Source organism: Candidatus Limnocylindrales bacterium, from assembly GCA_035626395.1.
In the GTDB taxonomy this organism is placed as follows: domain Bacteria; phylum Desulfobacterota; class Binatia; order UBA1149; family CAITLU01; genus DASPNH01.
On sequence record DASPNR010000042.1, the window covers coordinates 344,308 to 369,926 of the forward strand.

The 25,619-nt window shown below is 69.0% G+C and carries 17 protein-coding genes; 12 read left to right on the top strand and 5 right to left on the bottom strand.

The window, feature by feature from the left end; genetic code table 11:
• Positions 1 to 22: 22 nt before the first annotated feature.
• The gene (locus VEC57_17275; GenBank protein ID HYC00888.1) at positions 23 to 1,411 is read right to left on the bottom strand and encodes an NAD(P)/FAD-dependent oxidoreductase; all 1,389 of its coding nucleotides are present in this window, start codon (positions 1,409 to 1,411) and stop codon (positions 23 to 25) included.
• 204 nt (positions 1,412 to 1,615) lie between these two features.
• Between VEC57_17275 and VEC57_17280 the strand changes: the two genes are divergently transcribed.
• The 10 genes from VEC57_17280 (at position 1,616) to VEC57_17325 (ending at position 13,443) form a co-directional block, all read left to right on the top strand.
• Positions 1,616 to 2,500, top strand: a complete 885-nt coding sequence (locus VEC57_17280; protein HYC00889.1) for a ChaN family lipoprotein — start codon at positions 1,616 to 1,618, stop codon at positions 2,498 to 2,500.
• Between the two features lie 183 nt (positions 2,501 to 2,683).
• Positions 2,684 to 3,709, top strand: coding sequence for a DJ-1/PfpI family protein (locus tag VEC57_17285; protein ID HYC00890.1), 1,026 nt, complete (start codon positions 2,684 to 2,686; stop codon positions 3,707 to 3,709).
• Positions 3,684 to 4,322: a DJ-1/PfpI family protein gene (locus VEC57_17290; protein ID HYC00891.1), complete on the top strand. Its 639-nt coding sequence runs from the start codon at positions 3,684 to 3,686 to the stop codon at positions 4,320 to 4,322. Before VEC57_17285 ends, VEC57_17290 begins: the two co-directional genes overlap by 26 nt.
• 257 nt (positions 4,323 to 4,579) lie before the next feature.
• Entirely contained in the window at positions 4,580 to 5,443 is an 864-nt protein-coding gene (locus VEC57_17295; protein ID HYC00892.1) for a DUF2911 domain-containing protein, read from the top strand.
• A 29-nt stretch (positions 5,444 to 5,472) separates the two neighbouring features.
• Positions 5,473 to 7,119, top strand: a complete 1,647-nt coding sequence (gene bshC, locus VEC57_17300) for a bacillithiol biosynthesis cysteine-adding enzyme BshC (GenBank protein ID HYC00893.1) — start codon at positions 5,473 to 5,475, stop codon at positions 7,117 to 7,119.
• Positions 7,116 to 8,324 (top strand): N-acetyl-alpha-D-glucosaminyl L-malate synthase BshA, encoded by a 1,209-nt coding sequence (bshA, locus tag VEC57_17305; protein ID HYC00894.1) that lies wholly within the window; start codon positions 7,116 to 7,118, stop codon positions 8,322 to 8,324. The genes bshC and bshA overlap by 4 nt, the downstream gene beginning before the upstream one ends.
• Positions 8,321 to 10,873: a PIG-L family deacetylase gene (locus VEC57_17310; protein ID HYC00895.1), complete on the top strand. Its 2,553-nt coding sequence runs from the start codon at positions 8,321 to 8,323 to the stop codon at positions 10,871 to 10,873. Before bshA ends, VEC57_17310 begins: the two co-directional genes overlap by 4 nt.
• 19 nt (positions 10,874 to 10,892) lie before the next feature.
• Positions 10,893 to 11,045 carry a hypothetical protein gene (locus VEC57_17315; protein ID HYC00896.1) on the top strand — a complete coding sequence of 51 codons (153 nt, stop codon included), beginning with the start codon at positions 10,893 to 10,895 and terminating at the stop codon, positions 11,043 to 11,045.
• 103 nt (positions 11,046 to 11,148) lie between these two features.
• Entirely contained in the window at positions 11,149 to 12,828 is a 1,680-nt protein-coding gene (locus tag VEC57_17320) for a sodium:solute symporter (protein HYC00897.1), read from the top strand.
• Between the two features lie 171 nt (positions 12,829 to 12,999).
• A complete protein-coding gene (locus VEC57_17325) occupies positions 13,000 to 13,443 on the top strand; it encodes a low affinity iron permease family protein (protein ID HYC00898.1) in 444 nt (147 codons plus the stop codon).
• A 66-nt stretch (positions 13,444 to 13,509) separates the two neighbouring features.
• Here VEC57_17325 and VEC57_17330 read toward each other — a convergent pair whose 3' ends face one another.
• The gene (locus VEC57_17330; GenBank protein ID HYC00899.1) at positions 13,510 to 14,709 is read right to left on the bottom strand and encodes a hypothetical protein; all 1,200 of its coding nucleotides are present in this window, start codon (positions 14,707 to 14,709) and stop codon (positions 13,510 to 13,512) included.
• 293 nt (positions 14,710 to 15,002) lie between these two features.
• A complete protein-coding gene (locus VEC57_17335; protein HYC00900.1) occupies positions 15,003 to 16,553 on the bottom strand; it encodes a choice-of-anchor L domain-containing protein in 1,551 nt (516 codons plus the stop codon).
• Positions 16,554 to 16,690: 137 nt separating this feature from the next.
• Between VEC57_17335 and VEC57_17340 the strand changes: the two genes are divergently transcribed.
• Positions 16,691 to 17,206, top strand: a complete 516-nt coding sequence (locus VEC57_17340; protein HYC00901.1) for a GNAT family N-acetyltransferase — start codon at positions 16,691 to 16,693, stop codon at positions 17,204 to 17,206.
• Positions 17,207 to 17,365: 159 nt separating this feature from the next.
• Here the strand turns inward: VEC57_17340 and VEC57_17345 are convergent, their stop codons facing one another.
• Entirely contained in the window at positions 17,366 to 21,034 is a 3,669-nt protein-coding gene (locus VEC57_17345; protein HYC00902.1) for a hypothetical protein, read from the bottom strand.
• Between the two features lie 769 nt (positions 21,035 to 21,803).
• Between VEC57_17345 and VEC57_17350 the strand changes: the two genes are divergently transcribed.
• Positions 21,804 to 22,148 (top strand): hypothetical protein, encoded by a 345-nt coding sequence (locus VEC57_17350; GenBank protein ID HYC00903.1) that lies wholly within the window; start codon positions 21,804 to 21,806, stop codon positions 22,146 to 22,148.
• A gap of 108 nt (positions 22,149 to 22,256) precedes the next feature.
• Here the strand turns inward: VEC57_17350 and VEC57_17355 are convergent, their stop codons facing one another.
• Positions 22,257 to 25,619, bottom strand: a complete 3,363-nt coding sequence (locus VEC57_17355) for a multidrug efflux RND transporter permease subunit (GenBank protein HYC00904.1) — start codon at positions 25,617 to 25,619, stop codon at positions 22,257 to 22,259.

Sequence of the window (25,619 nt, forward strand, 5' to 3'; positions counted from 1 at the left end):
CGCGGGCATGGAACCCGCCGCGTCAAACGGGACGTCGATCGTACGACGTGATCAGCCGCGCGCTTCGACGTCGCCAGACGTAGTACCAGGCCCACTGGAACAGGACCAGGACACGGTTCTCGAAGCCGACCAGAAACATCAGGTGGACGAACAGCCACGCCAGCCACGCCGTGAAGCCGGCCAGGTGCAGCCGACCGATCTGCGCGATCGCCTTGGCGCGGCCGATCGTGGCCATCGCTCCGCGATCTTCGTAGCGGAACGGCGGCAGCGAGCGTCCGGCAAGCCGTGCCAGCACCATGCGTGCTGCGTAACGCCCCTGCTGGATCGCCACCTGTGCCACGCCGGGCAGCGGCCGGTCGTCCTGGACGAGGTAGGCGAGATCGCCGGCGACGAACACCTCGGGATGGCCGGGCAACGTCAGGTCCGGCTCCACGGCGACGGTGCCCTGGCGCGACAACGTGGCACCGGTCTGCTCGGCCAGGCGGGCGGCCAACGGATGACCGCGAACGCCGGCGGCCCACACGATCGCTCGCGACGCGATGCGCTCCTGCGCGCCGCCGTGCTCGACCGTCACGCCGGTCTCGTCGATGGCCTTGACCAGCGTGTGCATGCGCAGCTCCACGCCCATGCGCACGAGCATCTGCTCGGCGCTGGCGGAGAGGCGCTCGGGAAATGCGGTCAGCACGCGGCCGGCCCCTTCGACCAGGAGGACGCGCACCGACTCGCGGGCGATGTTGCGAAACTCGCTTCGCAGCGTGTCCGCCGCGATCTCGGCGATGGCGCCGGCCATTTCCACTCCGGTGGCTCCGCCGCCCACGACGACGAACGTCAGCAGCGCCTGGCGCTCGACCAGGTCGCGCGTGCGTTCGGCGAGCTCGAAGGCCAGCAGCATGCGCGACCGGATCTCGGTCGCGTCCTCGATCGACTTGAGACCCGGCGCCAGGTCTTCCCATTCGGCGTGGCCGAAGTAGTTGTTGACCATGCCGGTGGCTACGATCAACGAGTCGTAGGCAACGGTGTCCTCGGCCGTGCGCACGACACGCTCGTCCAGATCGATGTCGACGACCTCGCCGAGCAGGACCGTGACGTTGCGGCGCTCGCGCAGGACCTCGCGCAGCGGCGCGGCGATGTCGCCGGGCGAGAGCGCGCCCGTGGCTACCTGGTAGAGCAGCGGCTGGAAGAGATGGAAGTTCCGTTTGTCCAGGATGGTGACGTGCACGTCGGTGTCGGCGAGCTCGCGCGCCACGTGCAAGCCGGCAAAGCCGCCGCCGATGACGACGACCCGATGCGGCCGCGACAGGCCGGCACTCTCTTTTTCAGCGCCATCGTCGCGCGTGGTCGCTCGCGCCGCGGTCGCCTCGACCGGCTGCTCGCTTGCGACCATGGACCGCAGGACGGCCGGCAGGTTCACGGCCGCCGCTCCTGGCGAGCGCCCGTGCGCTCCATGCGCTTCTCCGATGGCGGCCACAGCTGGAAACGGCGCCTGCGCGGCAAGCGCCCGAGCGCCGTCGCAATCATCGTCCTCTCCCTCTGGGTGAGCGCGTGCACCGCTTCGCCTGCCGTTTTGCCCTCTGTCACCGGCGATCAGCATAGCTTGTCAGGAAAACTCTGGGATGTGGCGCGTCAAAAATTCGTCTCGCCCGACCATCTGGTGCGTGTTGCCGGCAGCGCAGATGCGGTGCTGCTCGGCGAGCAGCACGACAATCCCGACCATCACCAGCTCCAGGCGTGGGTGCTGCAGAGGCTGGTCGAGCGGCGCCGACGGCCGGCCGTGGCGTTCGAGCAGCTGGATTTCGAGGACCAGCCGGCCGTGGACGAGGTCCTGCAGCGGCGGGGCGACGCGGAGCAGCTGGACGTCGCGGTGCAGTGGAGCCGCAGCGGGTGGCCGCCGTTCGAGATCTACCGGCCGGTGTTCGAGGTCGCGCTGCAGGAGGGGCTAAGCATCCGCGCCGCCAATCTGTCGCGTGCGCGGCTGCGGGATCCGAATCTGCTCGACGAGATCGCAGTGCCGCTGCCGCAGCGCCTGCGCAACGAGATGGCGCAGGAGATTGCCGAAGCCCATTGCGGGCACGCCAGCGGGCGCATGACGGAGGCGATGATCCTGATGCAGCGCCACCGCGACGCGCATATGGCCGCGGCGCTGGCCGATGCGTGCGGCGTGGCGGCGACGCGCGACGGCCCGGCGTCAGCGGCCGGTGTCGCCAGCGAAGCGAGGCGCGACGTCGGCGACAGCGACGGATCCTGCGTGCTCATCGCCGGCTTCGGGCACGTGCGGCGGGACCGCGGTGTTCCACTCTATCTGCGGCACCAGTGGCCGCAGCTTCGCGTGGTGTCGGTGGCTTTCCTCGAGGTCGCCGAGAATCTCGAGCATCCGCAGGACTACGCCGCCGCCTTCGGCGACGACCCGCGCCCCTTCGATTATTTCTGGTTCACGCCGGCGATCGCGCGGCCCGACCCATGCGTCGAGTTCCGGCGTCAGCTGGAGGGGCTGGCGCGCTGAGCTCGCGCTGCGGCCGCAGCCGTTGCGTCCCGCCCGCGCCGCCGGCGGCCTGAGCTCGCGCTGCGGCCGCAGCCGTTGCGTCCCGCCCGCTCCGTGGCCGCATCGATGGCCGGATACGCCATGGCAGGATCGGTGGGCTCGTAGTCATTGCGGCCAAGGCGGCGCCAGCCCATACTCCGCGCCATGAGCCCGCAGCCTCGCCATCCCCGCCGCATCGTCATGGTGACGTTCCCGCAGGCCGAGATGCTCGACGTGGTCGGACCGCTCGAAGTCTTCTCGGTGGCCTCGCGCTTTCTCGAGCAGACCGGCCGCACCAGCGGCCCTGCCTACATCGTCGAGATCGTGGCGCAGGCGCCGGGCCGGATGACGATGGCGTCGGGGCTGCAGATCGTCGCGTCGCGATCGCTGCGTGGCGTGCGCGGTCCGATCGACACGCTCTTCGTCCCCGGCGGCGAAGGCACCAACGTGGCGATGCGCGACGCCGTGCTGATCGACTGGATTCGCCGCACCGCGCGCACCACCCGCCGCGTCGCCTCGGTCTGCACCGGAGCGTTCCTGCTCGCGCGCGCCGGGCTGCTCTCGCGCAAGCGGGCCACGACGCACTGGCGCTTCTGCGACCGACTCGCGGCCGAGCATCCGGACGTGCAGGTCGAGCCCGACTCGATCTACGTGCGCGACGGGAGGGTTTTCACCTCGGCCGGCGTCACCGCGGGCATGGACCTGGCGCTCGCGCTGGTGGAGGACGACTACGGAAAGGAGGTCGCGCTGACCACGGCGCGCCTGCTGGTGCTGTTCCTGAAGCGTCCCGGCGGACAGTCGCAGTTCAGCACGCAGCTGGCTTCGCAGTTCGCCGAGCGCGAACCGATCCGCGATCTGCAGGCCTGGATCATCGAGCATCCCGAGGCCGATCTGAGCGTCGAGGCGCTGGCCAGGCGCGTGGCGATGAGCCCGCGCAACTTCGCGCGAGTGTTCACGCGCGAGGTCGGCGCGACGCCGGCACGCTTCGTCGAACGCGTTCGCGTCGAAGCGGCACGCCGGCGCCTGGAGCAGGCCGGCGGTGGAGTGGAAGAGGTCGCCGCCGGCTGCGGCTTCGGCACCGCCGAGACCATGCGCCGCGCATTCCTTCGCAACGTCCAAGTCAGCCCGAGCGCGTATCGCGCACGCTTTCGAACGGAGAAGAGCCATGGAGATCTGCGTAGTCCTGTATGACCATTTCACCGCCCTCGACTGCATCGGTCCCTACGAGATCCTGAGCAGGCTGCCGGGAGCTCGCCTGCGGTTCGTGGCCAAGAAGGCAGGGCCGGTCACGGCCGACACGGGCATGTTGTCGATCGTCGCCGAAGCGGCGCTGAAGGACGTCAGCAGGCCCGACATCTTCCTCGTGCCCGGCGGGCCCGGCGACGAGGCGGCGGCGCACGACGCCGAGATCGTCGACTGGCTGGCGCGCGCGCACGAGACCAGCAAGTGGTCGACGTCGGTCTGCACCGGGTCGGTCATCCTCGGCGCCGCTGGCATCCTGCGTGGCCTGGATGCGACGACACACTGGGCGAGCGTGCCGCGCCTCGAGTCGTACGGAGCGCGTTACGTGCACGACCGCGTGGTGCAGCGAGGCAAGGTGGTGACCGCAGCCGGGGTCTCGGCAGGCATCGACATGGGACTGACGCTGGCGGCGCTGGAGGCTGGCGAGGACTTCGCCAAGATGGTGCAGCTGGGCATCGAGTACGATCCCCAGCCGCCCTTCGACTGCGGCTCTCCGCTGAAGGCGCCGGCGCATCTGCGAGAGGCGTTGCAGTCTTTGATGGAAGGCACCCGCGCCGCGTAGGGCGGACGCCGATAGTGCCCGATCTGCTGCGTTGCGCGGCGAGTGCTCGCTCCGGCGGGCCTCCAGCCCGCCTACGCTGCGCGCTCGCTGCGCGCCTTGCATCTCGGGCACTCTCGGCGCCCGCCGCGTAGGGCGGACGCCGATAGTGCCCGATCTGCTGCGTTGCGCGGGCACGCTCGGCGCCGGCGGCGTAACTCGCATCGGCGAGCGGCCGTGGCAGACTCCTCGCACACATCTTTTCCACGAGGAGTTTGCCGATGCCGCAGGTGTTCCCGTCTCGCGTTCCGCTCGCCGTCCTTGTTGCGTTGATCTGGATCGCGCCTGCGTGGGCGCAGACGGCGGCGCCCGAACTGCCGCAGCCGAGCCCGCTGGCCAAGGTCGAGCAGCGCGTCGGCGTCACCAACTTCTCGATCGAGTATTCGAGCCCGGCCGTCAAAGGCCGCACGATCTGGGGCGCGCTGGTGCCGCACGACCAGCTCTGGCGCACCGGCGCCAATGCACCGACCAGGCTTACCGCCAGCCGTGATTTCGCCTTCGGCGGCAAGCAGGTGCCGGCCGGCAGCTACGTGATCCTGACCATCCCCACCGCCGGTCAATGGACCGTCATCCTCAACTCGAACCTCAAGATCCAGGGGACCCGCGACTACAGCGAGAGCGCCGACGTCGCGCGCGTGACCGTGCAGCCCGAAACCATCCCGCACCGCGAGCGCCTGACGTTCCTCTTCTCCGATACCACCGACAGCTCCACGCGGCTGGATCTGGAATGGGAGACGATGCGCGTGTCGGTCCCGATCACCGTCGACACGGCCGCGCATGCGCGCGAGAGCATCGACAAGACGCTGGCGGAGGCGTGGCGGCCTCACTGGGCATCCGCGCGCTATCTGCTCGACACCGGCGGCGACCTCGATCTTGCGATGAGCTACATCGACACGTCCATCGGCATCAAGTCGACGTGGTGGAACCAGTGGATCAAGGCGCAGATTCTGGCGAAGAAGGGCAGGAAGGCCGACGCTGCCGCCGCGGCCGAGCAGGCGCAGACTCTCGGCAAGGGCGACGTCATCTACGAAGCGGCGTTCAAGACCGACGTCGAGAAGAGCCTGACCGAGTGGAAGCAGCCCTGACCGGCCGGCGCTGAGCGCGGCGGCCCGACGTGCCCCAGAGCATCTTCGAAGCGTATCTCGGCGGCGCAGCGACGCCGCTGTACGGCGCGCATTTCGCCGACGCGCCGGCGCGTCGCGCTGCCGTCGCGCGCGCCTGCGGCAGGCCGCTCGACGGCCGCGTCGCCGGCGTGCTCCAGCGGCAGAATGCGGCGTACGCGACCAGTGCCGCACGTGACGACAACCTGCGCGCGCTGCGCGACGGCGCCGCTGCGGTCGTCACCGGGCAGCAGGTCGGGCTGTTTGTCGGGCCGCTCTTCAACCTCTACAAGGCGGCAACGGCCATCGCCGCCGCTCGTGCGATGTCGCGGGAGTCGGGCACGGCGGTGGTGCCGGTCTTCTGGCTGCAGACCGAGGACCACGACCTTCCCGAGATAGCCGAGATCCGCGTGCTTTCCTCGCACCCGCGGCGGCTGTGCGTGGCCGCTTCTCCTGACGAGCGTATCTCGCTTGCTCACCGAACGCTTCCTCCGGAGATCGACGACTGCCTGGCCCAGCTGCACCAGGATCTGGCAGGGCTGCCCTATGCCGACGAGCACTTGCAGCGGCTGCGACGGCATTATCGGCCGGGGCGGCGCTGGGCGTCGGCATTTGGCGGTGTGCTCGCGGAGCTGTTCGCGCCCGAGGGGCTGGTGCTGATCGACCCGCGCGACGAGGAGCTGGCGGCCGTTGCGGCGCCGGTGCATCGACGTGCGCTGCAGGAGGCCGCCACCCTCGCCGACGCCCTCGTGCAGCGAACGAGCGAGCTGGAGAACGCGGGCTATCCGGCGACGGTGCACGTGCGCGAGGGAGCCCCGCTGGCATTCTTCCATCCGCATGGAAGCGAGGGCCCGCGATATCGCCTCGAGCCGCGCGACGGCCGCTTCGCCGAAGTCGGCGGCACGGGCTCGCACTCGCTCCAGGATCTGCTGGCGGCGCTGGAGCAGGATCCGCTGCGCTTCAGCAGCAGCGCGCTGCTGCGGCCGGTGGTGCAGGACGCGCTGCTTCCCACCGCCGCCTACGTCGGCGGCCCGGGGGAAGTTGCGTACTTTGCGCAGCTCGCGCCGCTGTACGCCGCCTGCGGCATGGCGATGCCGCTGGTGGTGCCGCGCGCGCGCATCCGACTGATCGAAGAGCGCGCGCGCCGCGTGCTCGCCCGTCTCGGCTTGCACGCCGACGATCTCGGGCGCAGCGACGACGCCATCCTGGCAGCGGCCGGCATGGCCGCGACGCAGGAGAATCCGGCTGCCGAGCTGCTGCGGTCCTTCGACGCCGCGCTCGACAGGTGCCGCGCGGACATCGAAAGCGCCGGCCCCGGACTTCCCGATGCGTTGGCCAAGACGCATGCAACGGTGGAGCGGGCGTTGCTGCGCCTGGCCGAGAAGATCGAGCGCGCGCGGCTGTATCGCGATCAGTCGCTGGTCGAGGACGTGCGGCGCCTGCGCACGTGGCTGCGGCCGGAAGGCCAGCCGCAGGAGCGCTACTACGGCCTTGCCTATTTCGCCGCGCGCTACGGGGAGCGCGCGGTGCTCGAGACGGTGCTGCACGCGATCGACCCGTTTGCCGGAGCAGCCATCGACGTCGACCTGGGCGAGCCGTCGCCGGCAGCGGCGGCGGCCGCAGGTAGGACGATGAGCGCGAGCGTCACAGGAGCACGATGAGCGCGAGCAGCGTCAGCGCGAGCCTGGCCGTCGGAATCGTCTGCTATCCGACGCTCGGTGGCAGCAGCGTCATCGCTTCCGATCTGGCGGTCGGGCTGGCCGGTGCAGGGCATCGGGTGCACGTCATCGCCAGCGCTCCGCCGAGCCGCCCGCTGCCGGAGTCGGACCGGCTGTTCTTCCACGAGGTCGCGGTGTCGACGACGCCGCTGTTCGAGAACCCGCCGTACGCCATGGCCGTGGCGGCGACGATCCTGGGCGTATGCAGCGAGCACGAGCTCGATCTGGTGCACGTCCACTACGCCGTGCCCCATGCAACCAGCGCCTACCTGGCGCGTCAGGTGCTGGCCGCCGGCAACGGCGCGAAGCGGCCGCGGATGATCTGCACGCTCCACGGAACCGATGTCACTCGCACCGACGGGGACCCGGCCTACCGCGACCTCACCCGCTTTGCCGTCGCCACCTGCGACGGCGTCACGGTCCCGTCGCAGTTTCTCCGCGAAGCGGCGTACCAGCGGCTCGGCCTGCCGCGCCACCTCGAGGTCGAGGTCATCGCCAACTTCGTCGACACCGAGCACTTCACTCCTGCCACGCAGCGCGACCGCACGCGGCTGGAGGACCTTTTCGCGGCGGCGGCCGGTCCGCAGTGCGAGCACGACGGGCCCGTGCTGTTCCACGTCTCCAACTTCCGTCCCGTCAAGCGCACCGGCGATCTGTTCGAGGTTCTGGCGCGCGTGCGCAAGCACGTGCCGGCGCGTCTGGTGCTGGTCGGTGACGGTCCCGAGCGCAGCCACGCGGCGCAGCGTGCGCGCGAGCTCGGCCTGACGCGGGCGGTGTGCTTTCTCGGCAAGCGCGGCGACTTCGTCGAGCACCTGCGGCACGCGGACGCGTTCGTGCTGCCGAGCCAGAGCGAGAGCTTCGGCGTGGCGGCGCTGGAGGCGATGAGCGCGGGCGTGCCGGTGTTCGGCTACCGCGTCGGCGGACTGCCCGAGGTCGTCGGCGAGGACGCGGGTACGCTGGTCGAGCCGTTCGATGTCGATGCGCTGGCCGCGGCGGTGGTGGCCGTGCTGCAGGATCCGCAGCGGCGCGGCGCCATGGGAAGCGCGGCGCGCGCACGCGCGGTGGAGCGGTTCCGATGCGAAACCGCGCTGGAGCGTTACGTCGCCTACTACCGGCGGATCCTCGCGAGCGGCCGGTCGAAGGCATGAAAGCTACGGTGAACGTTGCCGGCACGCGCGATGCCCGCACGCGCGCGCCGAGTGGGCGCAGCCACCGGGCGATCGGTGCGACGTGCATGCTGGCGGCGATGCTGCTGGCGGCGCCGCCGGTGCAGGCTCAGGAGCCTCTCATGCATGCAGGAATGCTGGCACATGCGCTCGATCGGCTCACGGTGACGGGCCGCGTGCTCTACGTGGCCGCGCATCCGGACGATGAGAACACGCGCCTTCTCACCTACCTCTCCAACGGCCGCCACTGGACGGCGGCCTATCTGTCGATGACTCGCGGCGGCGGCGGCCAGAACCTGATCGGCACCGAGCAGGACGCGCTTCTCGACGTCCTGCGCACCGAGGAGCTGCTGGCGGCGCGCAGGCTCGACGGCGCGCAGCAGCGCTTCACGCGCATGCGCGACTTCGGCTTCTCCAAGAGCGCGCAGGAGACGCTGTCGATCTGGGGGCATGAGGAGGCGTTGTCGGACGTCGTATGGGTGATCCGCACGTTCCAGCCCGACGTCGTCATCGCACGCTTCAACGAGCTTCCGCCCAATCACGGCCACCATACGGCCTCCGCGATCCTGGCGCGCGAGGCGGTGGAGGCGGCGGCCGATGCCGACCGCTTCACCGATCAGCTCGGGCGCGGCGCCAGCGTGTGGAAGGTGCATCGCCTCGTGCTCAACGTTCCGTCCTGGAGCGAGGCTCCGCCGCCGCCGGCCGATGCCATCGTGCTGGACGTGGGGCAGTACGACGCGCGGCTGGGGCTCGGCTACTCGGATCTGGCCGCGCGCTCGCGCAGCCTGCACAAGAGCCAGGGCTTCGGCACGGCCGGCGAGCGCGGCGCAGTGCTCGAGCGCTTCGTGCCGGTGTCCGGTGCGCCGCTGGCGGGCGATATCCTCGAAGGGATCGATGCCAGCTGGATGCGCTACGGTGCAGCTGCCGCACCGCTGGTCGAAGCGCTGAGCGCAGCCGGGCGCGCGCTCGACCGCGACGCGCCCGAGAAGGCGGTTCCCGCGCTGCTGTCGGCGCGGACGGCGCTGGCGGCACTGCCGCAGCACGACGTGCGCGTGCGCGATGCACGCGCCGCCCTGGAGGCGGTGGTTGCGGCAGCAACGGGGCTTTACGTGCGCGCGACGGCGGAGCGGCCGGAGGCCGTGCCCGGCAGCAGCGTCAAGATCAAGCTGGAGGTGACCGCGCGGCGCGAGCACCCGATGCGGCTGCGGCGCGTGTCGTTTCCCGGCGCCGAGCCGGTGGCCGACGACTCGGCGCTGGCCGTCAATCAGAAGAAGGAGATCAGCGTGGTCGTTGCCGTCCCGGCCGATGCGCCGATCTCGGCGCCGTACTGGCTGGCGGCTCCTTCCCGTTCCGGACACCAGGTCGTCGAGGACCTGCGTCTGGTCGGCGAGCCGAGCGGCCCGCCGCCGCTGTCGGTCGGCGTCGATCTCGACGTCGGCGGTCACGAGATGCACGTCGACGTGCCGGTGGTGTTCGCGTGGGTGGATGGAGTGCAGGGCGAGCGGGTGCGCAGCTTCCTGGTGGTGCCGCCGGCCACGGTGACGCCGTCGCGTCAGGCAGTGATGCTGCGCAGCGGGGCGCCGGCGCCGGTGTCGCTGCGCATCCGTGCAGGCAGGGACGAGCTCAGCGGCGAAGTCGGTCTCGAGCTGCCGGCCGGCTGGACTGCGCAGCCGCCGGTCGTGCCCGTGACGCTGGCCAAGGCGGGCGACGAGACCACGGTGCAACTGCTGCTGACGCCGCCGGCCGGCGCCGCCGGCGGCGTTCGCATTCGCCCGTACTATCAGGAGCATGGCCGGCGATGGTCGCACCGCCGCGACGTCATCGATTACGCGCACGTGCCCATGCAGGTCGTGCTGCAGCCGGCCGAGATCGCCGCGGTGCCGCTCGAGCTGGAGCTGCCCGGCGGACGCATCGGCTTCATCGAGGGGCCCGGCGATACGGTGGCCGAAGACCTGGGGCACGTCGGCGCGGCGGTGGAGCTGCTCGACGATGCGGCCATCTCCGGCGGCGATCTGTCGCAGTACTCGGCGATCCTGGTCGGCATCCGCGCCTACAACACTCGCGCGGTCCTTCGCAGCGCGCACGAGCGCCTCATGCGCTACGTGGAGCAGGGCGGGACGGTGGTGGTGCAGTACAACACCAACAGCCGCCTTGCGCCGCTCAGCACGCCGATCGGTCCGTATCCGCTGACCATCGGGCGCGAGCGCGTGACGGACGAGACGGCGCCGATGACGCCGCTGGATCGCGAGATGGCCGTGCTGCACTCGCCCAACGTGATCACCGAGGCGGATTTCGAGGGCTGGGTGCAGGAGCGAGGGCTGTATTTCGCCGAAAGCTGGGACGACCGTTATCTGCCTGTCTTCGAAAGCGGCGATCCGGGCGAGAAGCCGCTTCGCGGCGGTGTTCTGATCACGACGCATGGTCGTGGCCGCTACGTCTACACGGGACTGTCCTTCTTCCGTCAGCTCCCGGCCGGCGTGCCCGGTGCCTACCGGCTGCTCGCCAACCTGCTGTCGCGCCCGCAGCCATGACGGAGACGCGGAGGCGGCCATGACTGGCATGGACACCGACGACAGGACGGCCGACGCCGCCGAAGCACCGCCGCCGCTCCTTCGAACCTGGCGCAACCTCTACCTGCTGGTGCTAGGCGAGCTGCTGGCGCTGGTGGCGATCTTCTGGGCGCTGACGAGGTGGGCATCGTGAGCGCTGCACGAGTCCTTCACGATGCCGGCGCACCGGCCGGCGACGTCCGTGTCGTGAGCGCGGCATACACGGCGCACGCAGGCCGGCCGGCGAGGCAGGCCCGATGAGCGTCGTCGACTGGGCCGTCATGCTCGGCACCATCGCCTTCATCGTCCTCTACGGGATCTGGAGGACGCGCGGCGCCGCTGATATCGACACCTACTTCCGCGGCGGCAACACGCTGCGCTGGCCTACCATCGGCCTGAGCATCATGGCCACGCAGGCCAGCGCCATCACCTTCCTGTCCACGCCAGGCCAGGCCTACGAAGACGGCATGCGGTTCGTGCAGTTCTACCTCGGGCTGCCGCTGGCGATGATCGTCATCAGCGCCGTCTTCGTGCCCATCTACTACCGGCTGGGCGTCTACACTGCCTACGAGGTGCTCGAGCACCGCTTCGATGCGCGCGTGCGTTACCTCGGCGCCGTGCTTTTCCTCATTCAGCGCGGGCTGGCTGCCGGCATCACGATCTACGCCCCCGCGATCATTCTCAGCGCCATTCTCGGTTGGGACCTCCAGCTGACGGTCCTGGCCATCGGAGCGGTGGTCATCGTCTATACCGTCACCGGCGGAACCAATGCCGTGGCGCAGACGCAGAAGCAGCAGATGATCGTGATGCTCACCGGCATGGTGGTGGCGGCCGTGGCCGTGTACGTGCGCCTGCCGCAGCAGGTCGGGCTTCCCGAGGCTCTTCATCTTGCCGGTGCCCTCGATCGCATGAACGTGCTGAGCTTCGAGCTGGACCCGGACAGCCGCTACAACTTCTGGTCGGGAATCACCGGCGGGTTCTTCCTGGCGCTGTCGTACTTCGGCACCGACCAGTCGCAGGTGCAGCGGTATCTCTCAGGCCGGTCGGTGACCGAGAGCCGGCTGGGCCTGCTGTTCAACGGGATGCTGAAGATCCCGATGCAGTTCCTCATCCTGATGACGGGCGTGCTGGTGTTCGTGTTCCACCTGTTCACGCCCGCGCCGGTCTTCTTCAACGAGCCGGCGCTGGCGAGGATCGAGACGACGGCGCATGCGGGCGAGCTGCGCGAGCTGCAGGGCCGCTACGCGACGGCTGCCGCGCGGCAGACGGCTGCGGCCATGGCCTTCGTGGGGGCGGGAGAGGGGGACGACGTTGTCCGGCAGGAGCTTCGCGCGGCGGCGGCCGAGATCGGCGCTCTTCGCAAGGAGGCCAAGGCGCTGGTCGCCCGCGCCCTTCCCGACGCCGAGACGCAGGACGCCGACTACATCTTTCTCGGGTTCGTGCTGCGCTACGTCCCGGCCGGTCTGGTTGGGCTGCTGGTGGCGGTCATCCTCTGCGCAGCCATGAGCTCCATCGCCAGCGAGCTGGCCGCCCTCGGCGCCACCACCACCGTCGATCTCTACAAGACCCTGGTCGCGTCGGGCAGCTCGCCGCGCGCGGACCTCATGGCTTCCAAGGGATTCACCATCCTGTGGGGACTGATGGCAGTGGCCTTCGCGAGCTTCGCCGCGCTGCTCGACAACCTGATCGAAGCGGTCAACATCCTCGGCTCGATCTTCTACGGCACGGTGCTTGGCCTCTTCCTGGTCGCGTTCTTCCTGCGCCGCGTCACGGCGACGCCCGTCCTCGTGGGTGCCGCGGTGGCGCAAACGACGGTGATCGGCCTGTTCTTCTTCTCCGACCTCGGGTTCTTGTGGTTCAACGCCATCGGCTGTTCCCTGGTCGTGGTGGTGGCGATGATGGCAGAGGCCCTGCGCAAAGTTTCACCGGCTGCCTGACGGCCGCTGCGCGTTCGAAGAATCAGCCGCGCCTTTCGGACCGCCTTCGTCGACAACGGGAGCTGCCAGGAGCCTGACGCGCGTGCGTCCCCGGCGGCCAGGGCATTCCTGGCTCGCCGCCGCCGCGTTAGCCTGGATCCATGATCTCGCCGACGCGACGGAGGTATGGATGTGAATGGTAACTGGTTCGAGCGGTTCGCCAGGGCATTGGCGCTGCGGACGGGCCGTCCTTCGACGTTCGGGGTCGCCGTGGCCCTGGTCGTCATCTGGGCGCTGACGGGGCCGATGTTCGGCTACAGCGACACGTGGCAGCTCGTCATCAACACCTCGACGACCATCGTCACGTTCCTGATGGTGTTCCTGATCCAGAACACGCAGAACCGGGACACCGTGGCGATGCAGCTCAAGCTCGACGAGCTGATCCGCTGCACGAAGGGCGCGCACAACGCGTTGCTGAACCTGGAGGCGATCGACGAGGCGCACCTGTCGGTGTTCCAGGCGAAGTATCAGGAGCTGGCCGAGCTCGGACGCAAGGCGATCCACGACGGCCTGAAAGACACGGGAACCGTCGACTTCGACTTCGACGGGGTGCTGGAGGAGGAAAGGGCGGAGTAGGCCGTGGCGCGGGCCCGGCATCTTCTCGACGGTGTTCCGCGAGAAGGTGCCGGGCCCGCCAGCGGTTCAGCAGGCCGAGCAGTTGAGCTCGACGTTCTGGCCAACCGCCGCCTTCAGCGTCACGAGCGCATCGCTGGCGGTCACGCTGCCATTGCCGTTGGCGTCGCAGACACACAACTGGCAACTGAGCGCGCCAACGGCGGTGCGCAGGATGAAGAGGGCGTCGCTGGCGGTGACGCTGCCGCTCGGAGGAGCCGGATCGCCGCAGCTGCCGGCCGGGCCTTCGGTGGTGGTCGTGGTCGAGGACGTCGTGGTCGAGGACGTCGTGGACGTGCCGATCAGCAGCGTCACGTCGAACTCGGCGTAGACCGGCTTGTGATCGGACAGGTCGTCGCCTTCGGCGTCGTCGAAGAGGTCGTCGGGCACGTCGTAGGCCACAGCCTCCAGCATCACCTCGTCGCTGCTGCGGTACATGATCTTGTCGATGCGCTCGCACTCGGCGCCCGCCTCGTCGGCTGCGCACCCGCCCATGATGTCGGTGCCGGGGCCGGGCACGACGCCGCCGCGCTTGAGCTCGACCCAGACGTCGGTCAGGCCGGCCTGCGTGATCAGCGTTTCGACGTTGTCGTTGCCCGAGCGCGTAAACAGGCTGTTGGTGTCGCCCATCAGGATGATGGCGTCACCTGCCAGGTTCGTGTTGATGTAGTTGACGAGCTGCGTGATGTTCGCGCGCCGTGCCGTGCGGCTGCCCGTGTCCTGTCCGGCGTCCGCGTGCAGATTGATGACCTTGACGAAACCGCCCGGCACCAGCTCGACCGTCGCCACCGAGAAGCCCTTGTTGGTGTCGCAGTCGCTGCCGGCCTGGCCGAAGCTGCCGAAGCAGTTCGCCCACTGCACCTGCGTGTAGTCGGTGAACGCATAGTCCGACATCATGTCGAGACCGTCGCCGATGTTGTTGGGGCCGCCGTTGTCCTTCGCGGTCTCCTGATCGTAGGCGGCGCCGCCCATGATCGTGTTGTAGTAGGGGACGTAGAACAGCTCCTGCAGGAGGACGAGCGAATCGGTGCCGGCGTATTCCCCGCCGGCGGTGTGGAAGTCTTCGAGCTTGGGCGCGATGGCCGCGATCTCGGCCGTGCGGTCTTCGATGACCTGCGGCGGCAGGCCGCGAACGTTGTAGGTCAGGACGGGAACGATTTCGGCGCTCGCTTGCGCCGCCAGTGAGCATCCAAGGGCCGTAGCGGCCACGACGAGGTACGCTTGTTTCATCTTTCTCCCCGGAATTCTTAGCCGGATATCGTCAAGGGAATCGGGAGGATCATCGGAGTCAGCCGAGAATCCGCCGGCTCAGTCAGCCGAGAATCGTCGGCTCCGCACATTGCCGCACCCCGATGGTCCAGGTTCGTGGAGGGAGAATAAAGCCGCGAGTCCTCGAAAATCAAGGCAGCTTACGAATCTGGCGATGAGCTGAAGCATAACTTGCGCCAGTAAGGGCGGTCCGACGCGGCTGCGCCGAGAAGCCGGCGTATCTTCCATCGTTCTGGCGCGCAGGGCCGGCCCCTTCAGGGCACTCCGCCCGCCAGGCCCCATCGGAGGTTGTCGATGAGCACTACGCTGTCGCCGCTGCCGTCCGTCACGTCGAAGACCATCAGGTCGAGTGTGATCTCTTCACCAGGCACGACCGGCGCCGTTGCTGTCGTCCAGATCGTGCCCGCCCCGAGCACGTCATCCATTCCCGTGCCGGCCAGCTCCGCGGTGCCTCCGGCGCAGGAGACGCACGGCTTGGAATTGGCGCACAGGTCAAAGCGAGTGTTGTTGAGGCTGACTGGATTGCCGCCGTGCAGGGCGATGTTGCCGTCGGCCGGCAGACCGGCGGCTTCGGACGTCAGCAGCGCCAGGAAGAAATCGTTGTAGGCGGTGCAGTAGTACGTCTGGTAATCCGCATTGAAGAATCGGAAATCGAAGCTGACGGACACCGCATTGGTGGGCACGCGGATGCGAAGTCTCGTATCGATCGGGTCGCGAGAGTTATTGCCGGTCGCGCACGTCTCCTCGCAGCCCTGCGACGGCAGCGTCCCGCCATGCGCTGTCAGATAGGCGGCGGGCGGCGTGGACGTCACCGAAAAGTCGGTTCCGCTGGCGGGGACGACGTATCCGGGATCGTTCTCGTCCCTCATGCGGCCGCTCGACAGCCCGGCCATCGTCACGTTGGCTGTTGGAACGATGGCGGTGCCGTACCCCGTCAGCGCTGCCGCCTGGTAGTTCTGCATGTTCGCGAGCTGGGAGCTGGTCGGCGCGCTGCCGTCGGACAACAGGAAAGACGCCGAGAGAAGGCCCCACTTCCGCTGCGCCAGCGCAGCGTTGGGCGTCGTGGTCTGACACAGATCCATGGCAGCGGCGATGTCGTTTGCCGTCACACCAGTGACGTCCTGTCCGAAGCTGCACGCCGCAGCCGGCGTGTCGTCCGATGTCGACGCGTCGCAGTCGTCGTCCATGCCATTTCCCACCATCTCGAATGCGCCCGGATTGACGAACTCGGGGTTCGGCGTGCACGCGGCGGTCTCGCAGCAATCTCCGTCGTTGGCGCTCCAGCCGTCGCCATCGTGATCGACTTCCGGCTCCAGAATGGTGGTGGTCGTCACCAGTGTGGTCGTGGTCGTGGTCGTGACGATGCCCTGCACGGCGGGCACGCACAGCCGCGCAACCGACTTCAGTCTGGTGGCGCGAAAGCCGAACTGGTCTGTGAACGCGACCGGCGCCACGTCGATGTCGGGACACTTCACCTTGTAGCAAAGATAGTCGTTGGACTGCAGATCCTGCGCAGGCGGCTGTCGCGGGGGCACGGGCGCGGTTCCCGGATCGATGAGGGCTTTTGCCGCAGGCACGCACACCTGCACCGTCTTTCCCTTGACCTCACACGATGATGGAAGCTGGAACGCCGCCGCCATCGTCGTCAGGTGAACGACGGCGGCCCTGAAGCTCTGCGTGTCGGCGGCCTTGAAGCATTGCAGATGGTCGAACGTCGGTGCAGCCACGCCGGCGAAAGGCGATGCGAGCGCCAGGAACGGAAACGACAGGGTGAGAACGCGAACGGAAACGGACCTGGAACGCATGGCTGCCTCCAAACCGCGGCCCGACTGGCACGGGCTGCCTCCGGCGACCTTTTCTCGGACGGATGGACGCAATGACGGGCAGGCGCCGTGCCAGGCGCGCTTGCTACGGCCGGCTTCGCAGGCTGACATGGGCGCCGATGAGCTACAGCATAGGCTTTGCGAGCGCCGAGGATCTGCCGCAGCTGCCGCCGATCGAGGAGCGTGCCGCCGCGATGTTCGACCGCATCGAGGCGCTGAGAAGCGTGCCTTTGATCAACTCGGATCCCACGGCGTTCGAGCATGCGCATGCCGCCGGTCTGCTGTGGGTGGCTCGCGACGCCGCGGGCGCTCCGGTCGGCTTCGCACTGTGCGAACGGCTCGGCTCCGACATTCATCTCGAGGAGCTCGACGTCGACCCCGTTCACGGATGCCGCGGCATCGGCCGCGCCCTCGTGCTCACCGTCTGCAACCACGCTGCCGGCCTCGGCCATGATGTGACCCTGACAACCTTCCGCGATGTTCCGTGGAACCAGCCTTTCTACGAACGCCTCGGCTTCCGGGAGATCCCGCGCGACGAGATCACGCCCGAGCTGGCCCAGCGGGTCGCCGACGAAACATCGCGAGGGCTTCCGCGCCATCTACGCATCCTCATGCGCCGCCGCCGAACGTCCTAGCCGGACCGAGCGCGACGTCGCAGAGTAGGCCAGAGGCAAGGCGGCGGCGCGTAGAGCGAGCGCAGGCGCGCTGGAGGCCCGCCGGAGCGAGCGATCGTGCCGCCAACGCCGCAGATGGCGCGCCATGCGACGTGGCCGGCCGCGCCCCCGCAACACGCATCACTCATCCGACGGCGGGATGCAGTTGAGCTTCAGCAGATCCGAATCCTTGCTGCCGCCTGCACTGGTGGCCGCCGCCTTGAACGTCATGCGCGTGGCGCGGTCGGCCAGCGGGCCGCTGAGAGGCACGACGATCTGCGTCGTCTCCGTGCACATGTCCTCGGTCAGCAGCGGCGTCGCGAACGTGACGATGTTCTGGCGCGAGCCGCCCACGGTGCCGCCGCCGAGCGCCGCCACCGCATCGCGCAGCGCCAGCGCGGCGTCGGCTTCGTGCGGCCGCGCGCTGATGGGCAGCGGCTTCTTGAGCTCCCACGTTGCGGTGTCGCTCGGATCGCAGAGCTGAACGCCGGCCGCATCGCTCAGGCGCGCGTCGTCGACGTTCAGGCACACCGCGACCTGGAACGTGCAGGCGCCATCGGCAAGGCCGTCGCCGTCGCAGCTCGGATCGCCGTCGGTGCACGTCTGCTCGAGGTTGAGGAAGCCGCGCTTGTCGCTCTCGGGCTCGTTGAAGGGATTGACCACCGACCACTCGGACTGGCAGTCCGTGGCCAGGCTTCCGCGTCCGGGGATGAGCGCGCCTTCGAGGCGCCCGAAGTAGAACTCGGAGAAGTAGCACGTCTGGAACGGCCATTTGTTGGCCGTGCGGTTGCAGCAGTTGGCCACGCTCGAGCGCCCCGTGCCGGGCGTATCGGCGCAGTTGCCGGGCGCGGCCGCAGCGCTGCAGAACGCCGTGTTCTGCTGGTGCACGTCGCCGCACTCGTCGAGCGGGGCCGGGTGGAAGCCCTCGTGGTCGAACAGCTCACCGTCGCGGCGCAGGCGCAGGTTGTCCTCCTGCGTCGCGCCGCCGCCGACGCAGTTGCCGCAGGCGCAGTCGCCGTTGGCGTCGCAGCTGGGCTCGCCCACTTCGGTGCACGCGCCGTTGTCGATGCACACGCCCTTGTCGACGACGTTGTCGTTGTCGCGATCGTCCCAGCACAGCTCGATCGTGATCGGCGCGGCGAAGGTCTGATCGTCGGGCAGCATGATGATCTTCATGACCGAGGTCGTGCCGCCCTTGAGCTTGATCGGGTCGCTGAAGGGCTGGCCGGTGGCAGGGTTGATCGGATCGTCCTCGCCCACCGAGACGCTGATGCTGGTGTCGGTCGCCAGCGCGCCGGCCGGCACCGAGATGGTGATGCAGTTGCCGAGCGTGAAGCTGCCGCCATTGGGGCCGATGGACTGGCCGCCCGAGATGTCCTGGTCGCAGCGCTCGTTGATCGCGTTGGCCGGGCATGGATCGCACACGTCGCCGCCGTCGCAGCAGCCCTTGCGACCGTCGGGCACCAGCGAGGGGTCGTCGCAGCCGCCGAGCGCGAAGAAGTCGGGGTCGGGGCAGTCGGTGTTGAGCTGATCGGGGTTGAACTCGGTCGGACACGTGTCAGCGGCCAGGCAGTGGCCGTCGCCGTCGGGGTCGGTGTCCACGCACTGCTGCGTGGCGGTGTTGCAGACGAAGCAGATGTCCTGCGCCGGGCACGGATCGCCGGGGCTGACGCAGGCGCCGCTGCCGTTGCACTGCTCGACGCCGGTGCAGAACTGGCCGTCGCTCGTGCAGGCCGTGCCTGCCGGGCGGTTGCAGGTGTCCTGCGACTCGTTGCACAGGTTGGCGCAGAACGCGCCGCCCGTGCACGGATTGCCGGGGCTGATGCAGCTGCCGGCGCCGTTGCACTGCTCGACGCCGTCGCAGAACACGTTGTTGCTCGCGCAAGGCGTGCCGGAGCCCGCAAAGCCGTTGGCCGGGCACGTGGTGCTCGCGCCCGAGCAGGTCTCGGCGACGTCACACGCGTTGGCGGCTGCGCGGCAGACCGTACCGGCGTTGCCGGCAGGATGCGCGCACGTGCCGGCGCCGTCGCACTGGTCGAGAGTGCACGGATTGCTGTCGGCGGCGCACGCGGTCCCCGAAGGCTGGAAGCCATTGGCCGGACATGCGCCCGAAGTTCCGTTGCACACTTCGGCCACGTCGCACGAAGACGCGGCCGCGCGGCACACGGTGTTGGCGGGACGCAGCGGGTGCGTGCAGGTGCCGGCGCCATCGCACTGGTCGGCGGTGCAGGCCTGGCCGTCGTCGGTGCACGCGGTCCCCGAGGATGCGAACGTATTGGCCGGGCACGTGACCGAAGAGCCGGTGCAGTTCTCGGCGGGATCGCAGGTGCCGTTGCCGGCGCGGCAGACGGTGCTCGATGGCGCCAGTGCATCGGCAGGGCACGCGGCCGACGTACCGCTGCAGGTCTCGGCAACGTCGCAGACGCCGGCCGCGCCGCGGCACGTCGTCGCCGCTGGCTGGAACCTGCACGTGGAGGTGTTGCAGCAGGCGCCGGTCTCGCAGTCCTCGCCTGGCTCGACCGTGCCGTTTCCGCACTGGGCCATCAGATAGCGGGCGACGGCGAATCGGTCGGTGCCCGAGGCGATGGAGCCGCCGGCGACGACGAGCTTGAGATCGGCCGGCTGCAGCGCGGCCGAGAAGATGCGGTCGTCGGCGCTGGAGCCGAAGTCGGTGGTCACCTTGCCGTCGCCCGAGAAGGTCGTGTCCAGCGCGCCCGTGGTGCCGTAACGGGCGACGGCGAAGTTCTGGTTGCCGGCGTTGTCGACGAGGCCGCCGGCGACGATCAGGACGTTGCTGGCGTCGATGCTGTGCACGCGCACGGCGTTGGCCTCCGAGTTGGCGCCGAAGTCGGTGACGACGCGGCCGCTGGTGCCGAACGTGTTGTCGGTGATGCCGAAGGAGGTGGTGCGGGCGAGGAAGAAGTCGGTGTTGCCGCCGGAGTCGGTGGTGGTGCCGGCGATGGTCACCTTGGTGGAGGGACCGAACGACATCGCATGCGCGCGTGCCTCGGTCAGGCCGAAACGATCGACCTTGACGCCGTCGCCGAACGCCGAGCTGTCGAGGCTGCCGTTGGAGGTCAGGAACAGCATGATCACGGCGTCGCCCGTGACCGAGCTGATGTCGCAGATGCCGAAGCCGACCGCGACGATGCGGCCGGTGCCGTCGCTCTGCACGCCCACGCCGCGGATCTCGGGAGCATCGCAGTTCAGGAAGCTGTGGGTCATCGTGCCGTCACTGTCGAAGGTGGTGTCGATGCTGCCGTTGGCGGTAAAGCGCGCCACGCGCACGGTGCTCGGACCGACCAGTCCGGCCACGACGTACTTGCCGTCGGGCTGGACAGCCAGTGCCTGCGCGAATCCGTCGAAGTCCGTCGGCGAGATGGCGCCGGCGCCGCCGGGGCCGAAGGTCGTGTCCAGGTTGCCGCTGTTGGTCAGACGGCCCAGCAGAAAGTCGGTGCCGCAGCGGCCGGCAAAGACGATTCGGTTGCTCGCATCGATCAGGATCGCGTTGATGCGCAGCGAGCTGCACCCTCCGATCACCGTCTGCAGGCCATCGGTCGAGAAGGTCGTGTCGAGCGTGCCGTCGGCGTTGAAGCGCGCGATGGCGCCGGTGCCCGGGCTCGTCAGCTTCTCGCCGGCAACCACGATCTTGCCGTTGCCGTCGACCGCCACGGCGTAGGCGGTCTGATTGCCGGTGCCGGAGAAGGTCTGGGTCGTGATGCCGTCGGTGCTGAAGGTCGTATCGAGATCGCCGGGAGCGGCGTACGCGCCCGTCGGGGGCGCAAACAGGGAGACAATGAGCGAACACACGAGCAGAACGCGGACGAAGCAACGCTGCATTCGAGCAACCCTCCAGACTTTCCGGCGCCGCTGCGGACGGCGCGTGAGCGACGCGCCGTTTGGCAACGGCGCGCGGCGAGCAAACGCCGCTGTGGACGGCGCGCGAGCGGCGCGTCGCTGCCGACGGCGCGCGACGCAAGAACCCCACCGCAAACTTAGCCGCGCACTCGAAGGCGAAGAAGAGGGTTTACAGGAAAGTCGGTAGCATGATGCGGGGATGGCGCGCGCTGCACGCATTCCTCGGCGCCGAACGCACCGGCGGACGACCAGTGAACTGCCAACGCCGAGGCGTCGGCGCGCGCGCACGGGCGAAAGAACGTGAAGCGGCAAGGCTGACGACCGTTAGGCGAAGGCGGGAGCTCGCGCAGCGGCGAAGGCGGCAAGAACAGCGAAGGCGGCGTCGGCGCAGGGACCGACGCGGGAGGGAGTTCGTCGGTTGATCGCTGCGTCGGCGCCGCCACTGGCGCGAGCACGCGAAGCATCGCGCATGCATCGGGGATGTCCGGGTAAGGCAGGGAGGAGAGAAGCCGGCTCGCTCGAACGTCCCCGACATGGCGATCGTGGCATGCGAGGGGAGGGCCAGGAAGAGCGGCGGCGTGTGTTCGCCCCGCATCGGCGTGGCAATGCGCCGTAGCATGCGGCGCAGCTACAAAGATCCTCGACAATCGGCCGGCAGGCGCGGATCATCGACCGAATTCGGGGCTGCCTCGCGCGCGCCGCGCGGGGAAGTGGGGGAACGGTGAGAGTTCGATCGATTGCAGCAGCGCTGGCGGCAGCCGCCGCGCTATCTCTGACCGCGCCGCAAACGGCGAGCGCGGATTCGAAGACCGAGCAGTTCCTGGCGCGCACCGCGCTGCTGGGAAGCCCTAGCCAGTGGGGCCTGGTCCAGCGGCTCTCGGGCGTACTTCAAAAGGATGACTTCATCGCTTACGCCGACCGCGGCTGGGCACGCAAGGTCAAGACGGGGGCCTATCTGCGCATCGGCCAGTCGTTCGACGAGGAGCGGCGCGCGGGCTTCTACATCGGCCTGGAGCAGGAAAGCGTACGGCTGATGTTCAAGGTCGATCTGGGCGTGCCCGAGTAGGCGCGATCTCCAGGGCCGGCTCGCCCCGAAGCCGAATCACGAGCGCGCGTCGAGCGTGGCTGCGGGCGCCACGGTTCGAGCGGCCGGTCGGGCGGCGCCGCCGTTCGATCAGCGTTCGGTAGCGGCCGGCGCGACCGGGCCCGGCAGGGGCTGGCGGCGCCGCGCGGAGCGTTCGGTCAGGCCGCGAATGACCGTATAGAACACCGGCGTGAAGAAGATGCCGAAGATCGTCACGCCCAGCATGCCCGAGAAGACGGCGATGCCCAGGGCGAAGCGCATCTCGGAGCCGGCGCTGGAGCCGCGGATCAGCGGCAGCACACCGAGCAGGAACGCCAGCGACGTCATCAGGATGGGGCGCAGGCGCACGTGGCTCGCCTCCACCACCGCCTCCAGGCGGCCCTTTCCCTGATCCTCGAGCTGCTTGGCGAACTCCACGATCAGGATCGCGTTCTTGGCGGCCAGGCCGATCAGCACGACGAAGCCGATCTGCGTGAAGATGTTGTTGTCCGAGCCGGTCAGCCATACACCCGTCAACGCCGCCAGCAGGCACATCGGCACGATCAGCACGATGGCCAGCGGCAGCGACCAGCTTTCGTAGAGCGCGGCCAGCACCAGGAACACCAGCAGCGCGCCGAGCGCGAACACGAATACGGCGGTGTTGCCCTGCTGCCTCTGCTGCAGCGCGATCTCGGTCCACTCGATGCCGGTATTGGGCGGCAGCTCGCGCCGCGCGAGCGCTTCCATCATCGCGATCGCATCGCCCGTGCTGACGCCGGGACGCGAGGCGCCCGAGATCTCGGCTGCCGGGAACATGTTGTAACGGTTGATCGCCGCCGGGCCCGTGATGTCGCGCACGGCCACCATCGTCCCGAGCGGCACCATCTCGCCGCGGTCGTTGCGCACCTGCAGCTTGGCGATGTCGCTGGCTTCCATGCGCTCGCTGGCCTCGGCCTGCACGATCACCTGCCAGTTGCGGCCGAAGCGCGTGAAGTCGTTGGCGTAGGCCGAGCCGAGATAGACCTGCAGCGTCTCGAAGACGTCGTCGAGCCCCACGCCGAGCGCTTTGGCCTTGGTCCGGTCCAGGTCCAGGTAGATCTCGGGCATGCTGGCGCGGAAGCTCGAGAACAGCCCGACCAGCCCCGGCTGCGCGTTGCCCGCGCGAATCAGCCCTTCGGTCGCGGCCTGCAGCCGCTGCGGCCCGAGGTCGCCGCGGTCCTGCACGTACAGCTTGAAGCCGGCGGTGTTGCTCAGGCCCGGCACCGCCGGAGCGCCGAAGACGACCATGGCGGCGTCCTGGATCTCCAGGAAACGCTTGCGCAGGTTGGCGGCCACCGCGTTCGCCGAAAGGCCGCGCGCGACGCGCTCCTCGTGCGGCTCCAGGATGATGAACAGACCGCCCTGGCTCGAGATGTTGCTGCGCGCGAGCAGCGAGAAGCCGGGCAGACGGATCGTGTGCGCGACGCCGGGCGTGGAGTGCAGGATCTCATCCACGCGCGCCATCACTTCCTTGGTGCGTGACAGGCTCGAGCCGTCGGGGAGCTGGACGTTGCCGATCAGATAGCCCTTGTCCTGCTCGGGAATGAAGCCGGCCGGAACGCTCTCGAACAGCAGGCCGGTCACTCCCATCAGCCCTGCGTAGACGACCAGCATCAGGACGCCGTGACGCACCACGCGCGAGACGCCTGCGCTGTAGCGCGTGGTCAGCCGCCCGAAGCCGGCATTGAACAGGTCGAAGATGCGCAGCAGGCCGCGGTTGATCGGCGCCGCGAAAATCCAGCCGACGATCGCGCCGATTGCCGCCAGCGCGAGCCAGGGGCCCCACGCCGACCAGCCGGTGGCGGAATGCGCAGCGTGCGACGGGTCGCCGAGCAGGGATGTCATCGTCGGCTCGAGCAGCCATGCCAGCGCAACGCCCGCGGCCAGCGCGATGCCGATGCGCGGCAGCGCCTCGCGCTCTTCGACCTCGTGACGAGGCTTGATCAGCAGCACCGCGCGCGCCGGCGCCATCGTCATCGCGTTGATCGCCGAGATGATGGTGGAGGCGGCGATGGTCAGGCCGAACTGCCGGTAGAACTCGCCGCTGATGCCGGTGACGAAGGCGGTGGGAATGAAGACCGAGGCCAGCACCAGCGTGATGGCGATGACGGGGCCGGTGATCTCTTCCATCGCCTTCAGCGTCGCTTCGCGCGCGGGCAGCCCCTTGTCCATCCAGCGCGAGACGTTCTCGACGACGACGATGGCATCGTCGACCACGATGCCGATGGCCAGCACCAGGCCGAACAGCGACAGGTTGTTGAGCGAGAAGCCGAGCAGCGACATCACCGCGAACGTGCCGATCAGCGACACCGGCACGTCGATCATCGGCAGCAGCGTGGCGCGCCAGTCCTGCAGGAACAGCAGCACGACCAGGAACACCAGCACGAATGCCTCGATCAGTGTCTTGTAGACCTCGTTGATCGACTCGGCCACGAACGTGGTGGTGTCGTAGACGATGCGGTACTCGACGCCCTCGGGGAAGGATTTGGCCAGCTCGTCCATCGCGTCCCGGACGTCCTGCGCCAGCTCGACCGCGTTCGCGCCCGGCAGCGGGAAGATGGCCATGCCGGCCGACGGCGCGCCGTCGAGGAAGCTGGCGCCGTCGTAGCTGCGCGCGCCGAGCTCCACGCGCGCAACCTCGCGAAGCCGCGTGATGGCGCCGTCCTCGCCTGTCTTGATGACGATGCTGCCGAACTCCTCGGGCTCGAGCAGGCGCCCGAGCGTGCGCACCGTGTACTGGAAGTCGGTGCCGGCGGGCACCGGCTCCTGCCCGATGCGCCCGGCCGCGACCTGTACGTTCTGCTCGCGAAGCGCGCGGATGACGTCGCCGGCCGACATGCCGAGCGCCGCCAGCTTGGCGGGGTCCAGCCACACCCGCATGCTGTAGTCGCGCGCGCCGAGCAGGCTGAGGTCGCCGACGCCGGGCAGGCGCGCGATGTGCTCGCGGATGTTCAGCGTCGTGTAGTTGCTCAGGTAGATCTGGTCGTAGCGTTTGTCGGGCGAGATGACGTTGACGACCAGCAGCATGTTGGGCGAGCGCTTGCGCACCGTCACGCCCTGGCGGCGCACTTCTTCGGGAAGTCGCGGCTCGGCGATGGCGACACGGTTCTGCGTCAGCACCTGCGCGGTATCGAGGTCGGTTCCGAGCTGGAAGGTGACCTCGATGTTGAGCGCGCCGTCGTTGGTCGACCGCGAGAGCATGTAGAGCATGTTCTCGACGCCGTTGACTTCCTGCTCGATGGTGGCCGCCACGGTCGACGCCACCACCTCGGCGTTGGCGCCGGGATAGACGGTGGAGATGCTGATGGTCGGCGGCACGATCTCCGGATACTGCTCGACCGCCAGGTTGGGCAGCGCGACCAGTCCGAGAACGACGATGACGACCGACAGGACGGTGGCGAAGACGGGACGGTCGATGAAGAAGCGAGCGAGCAC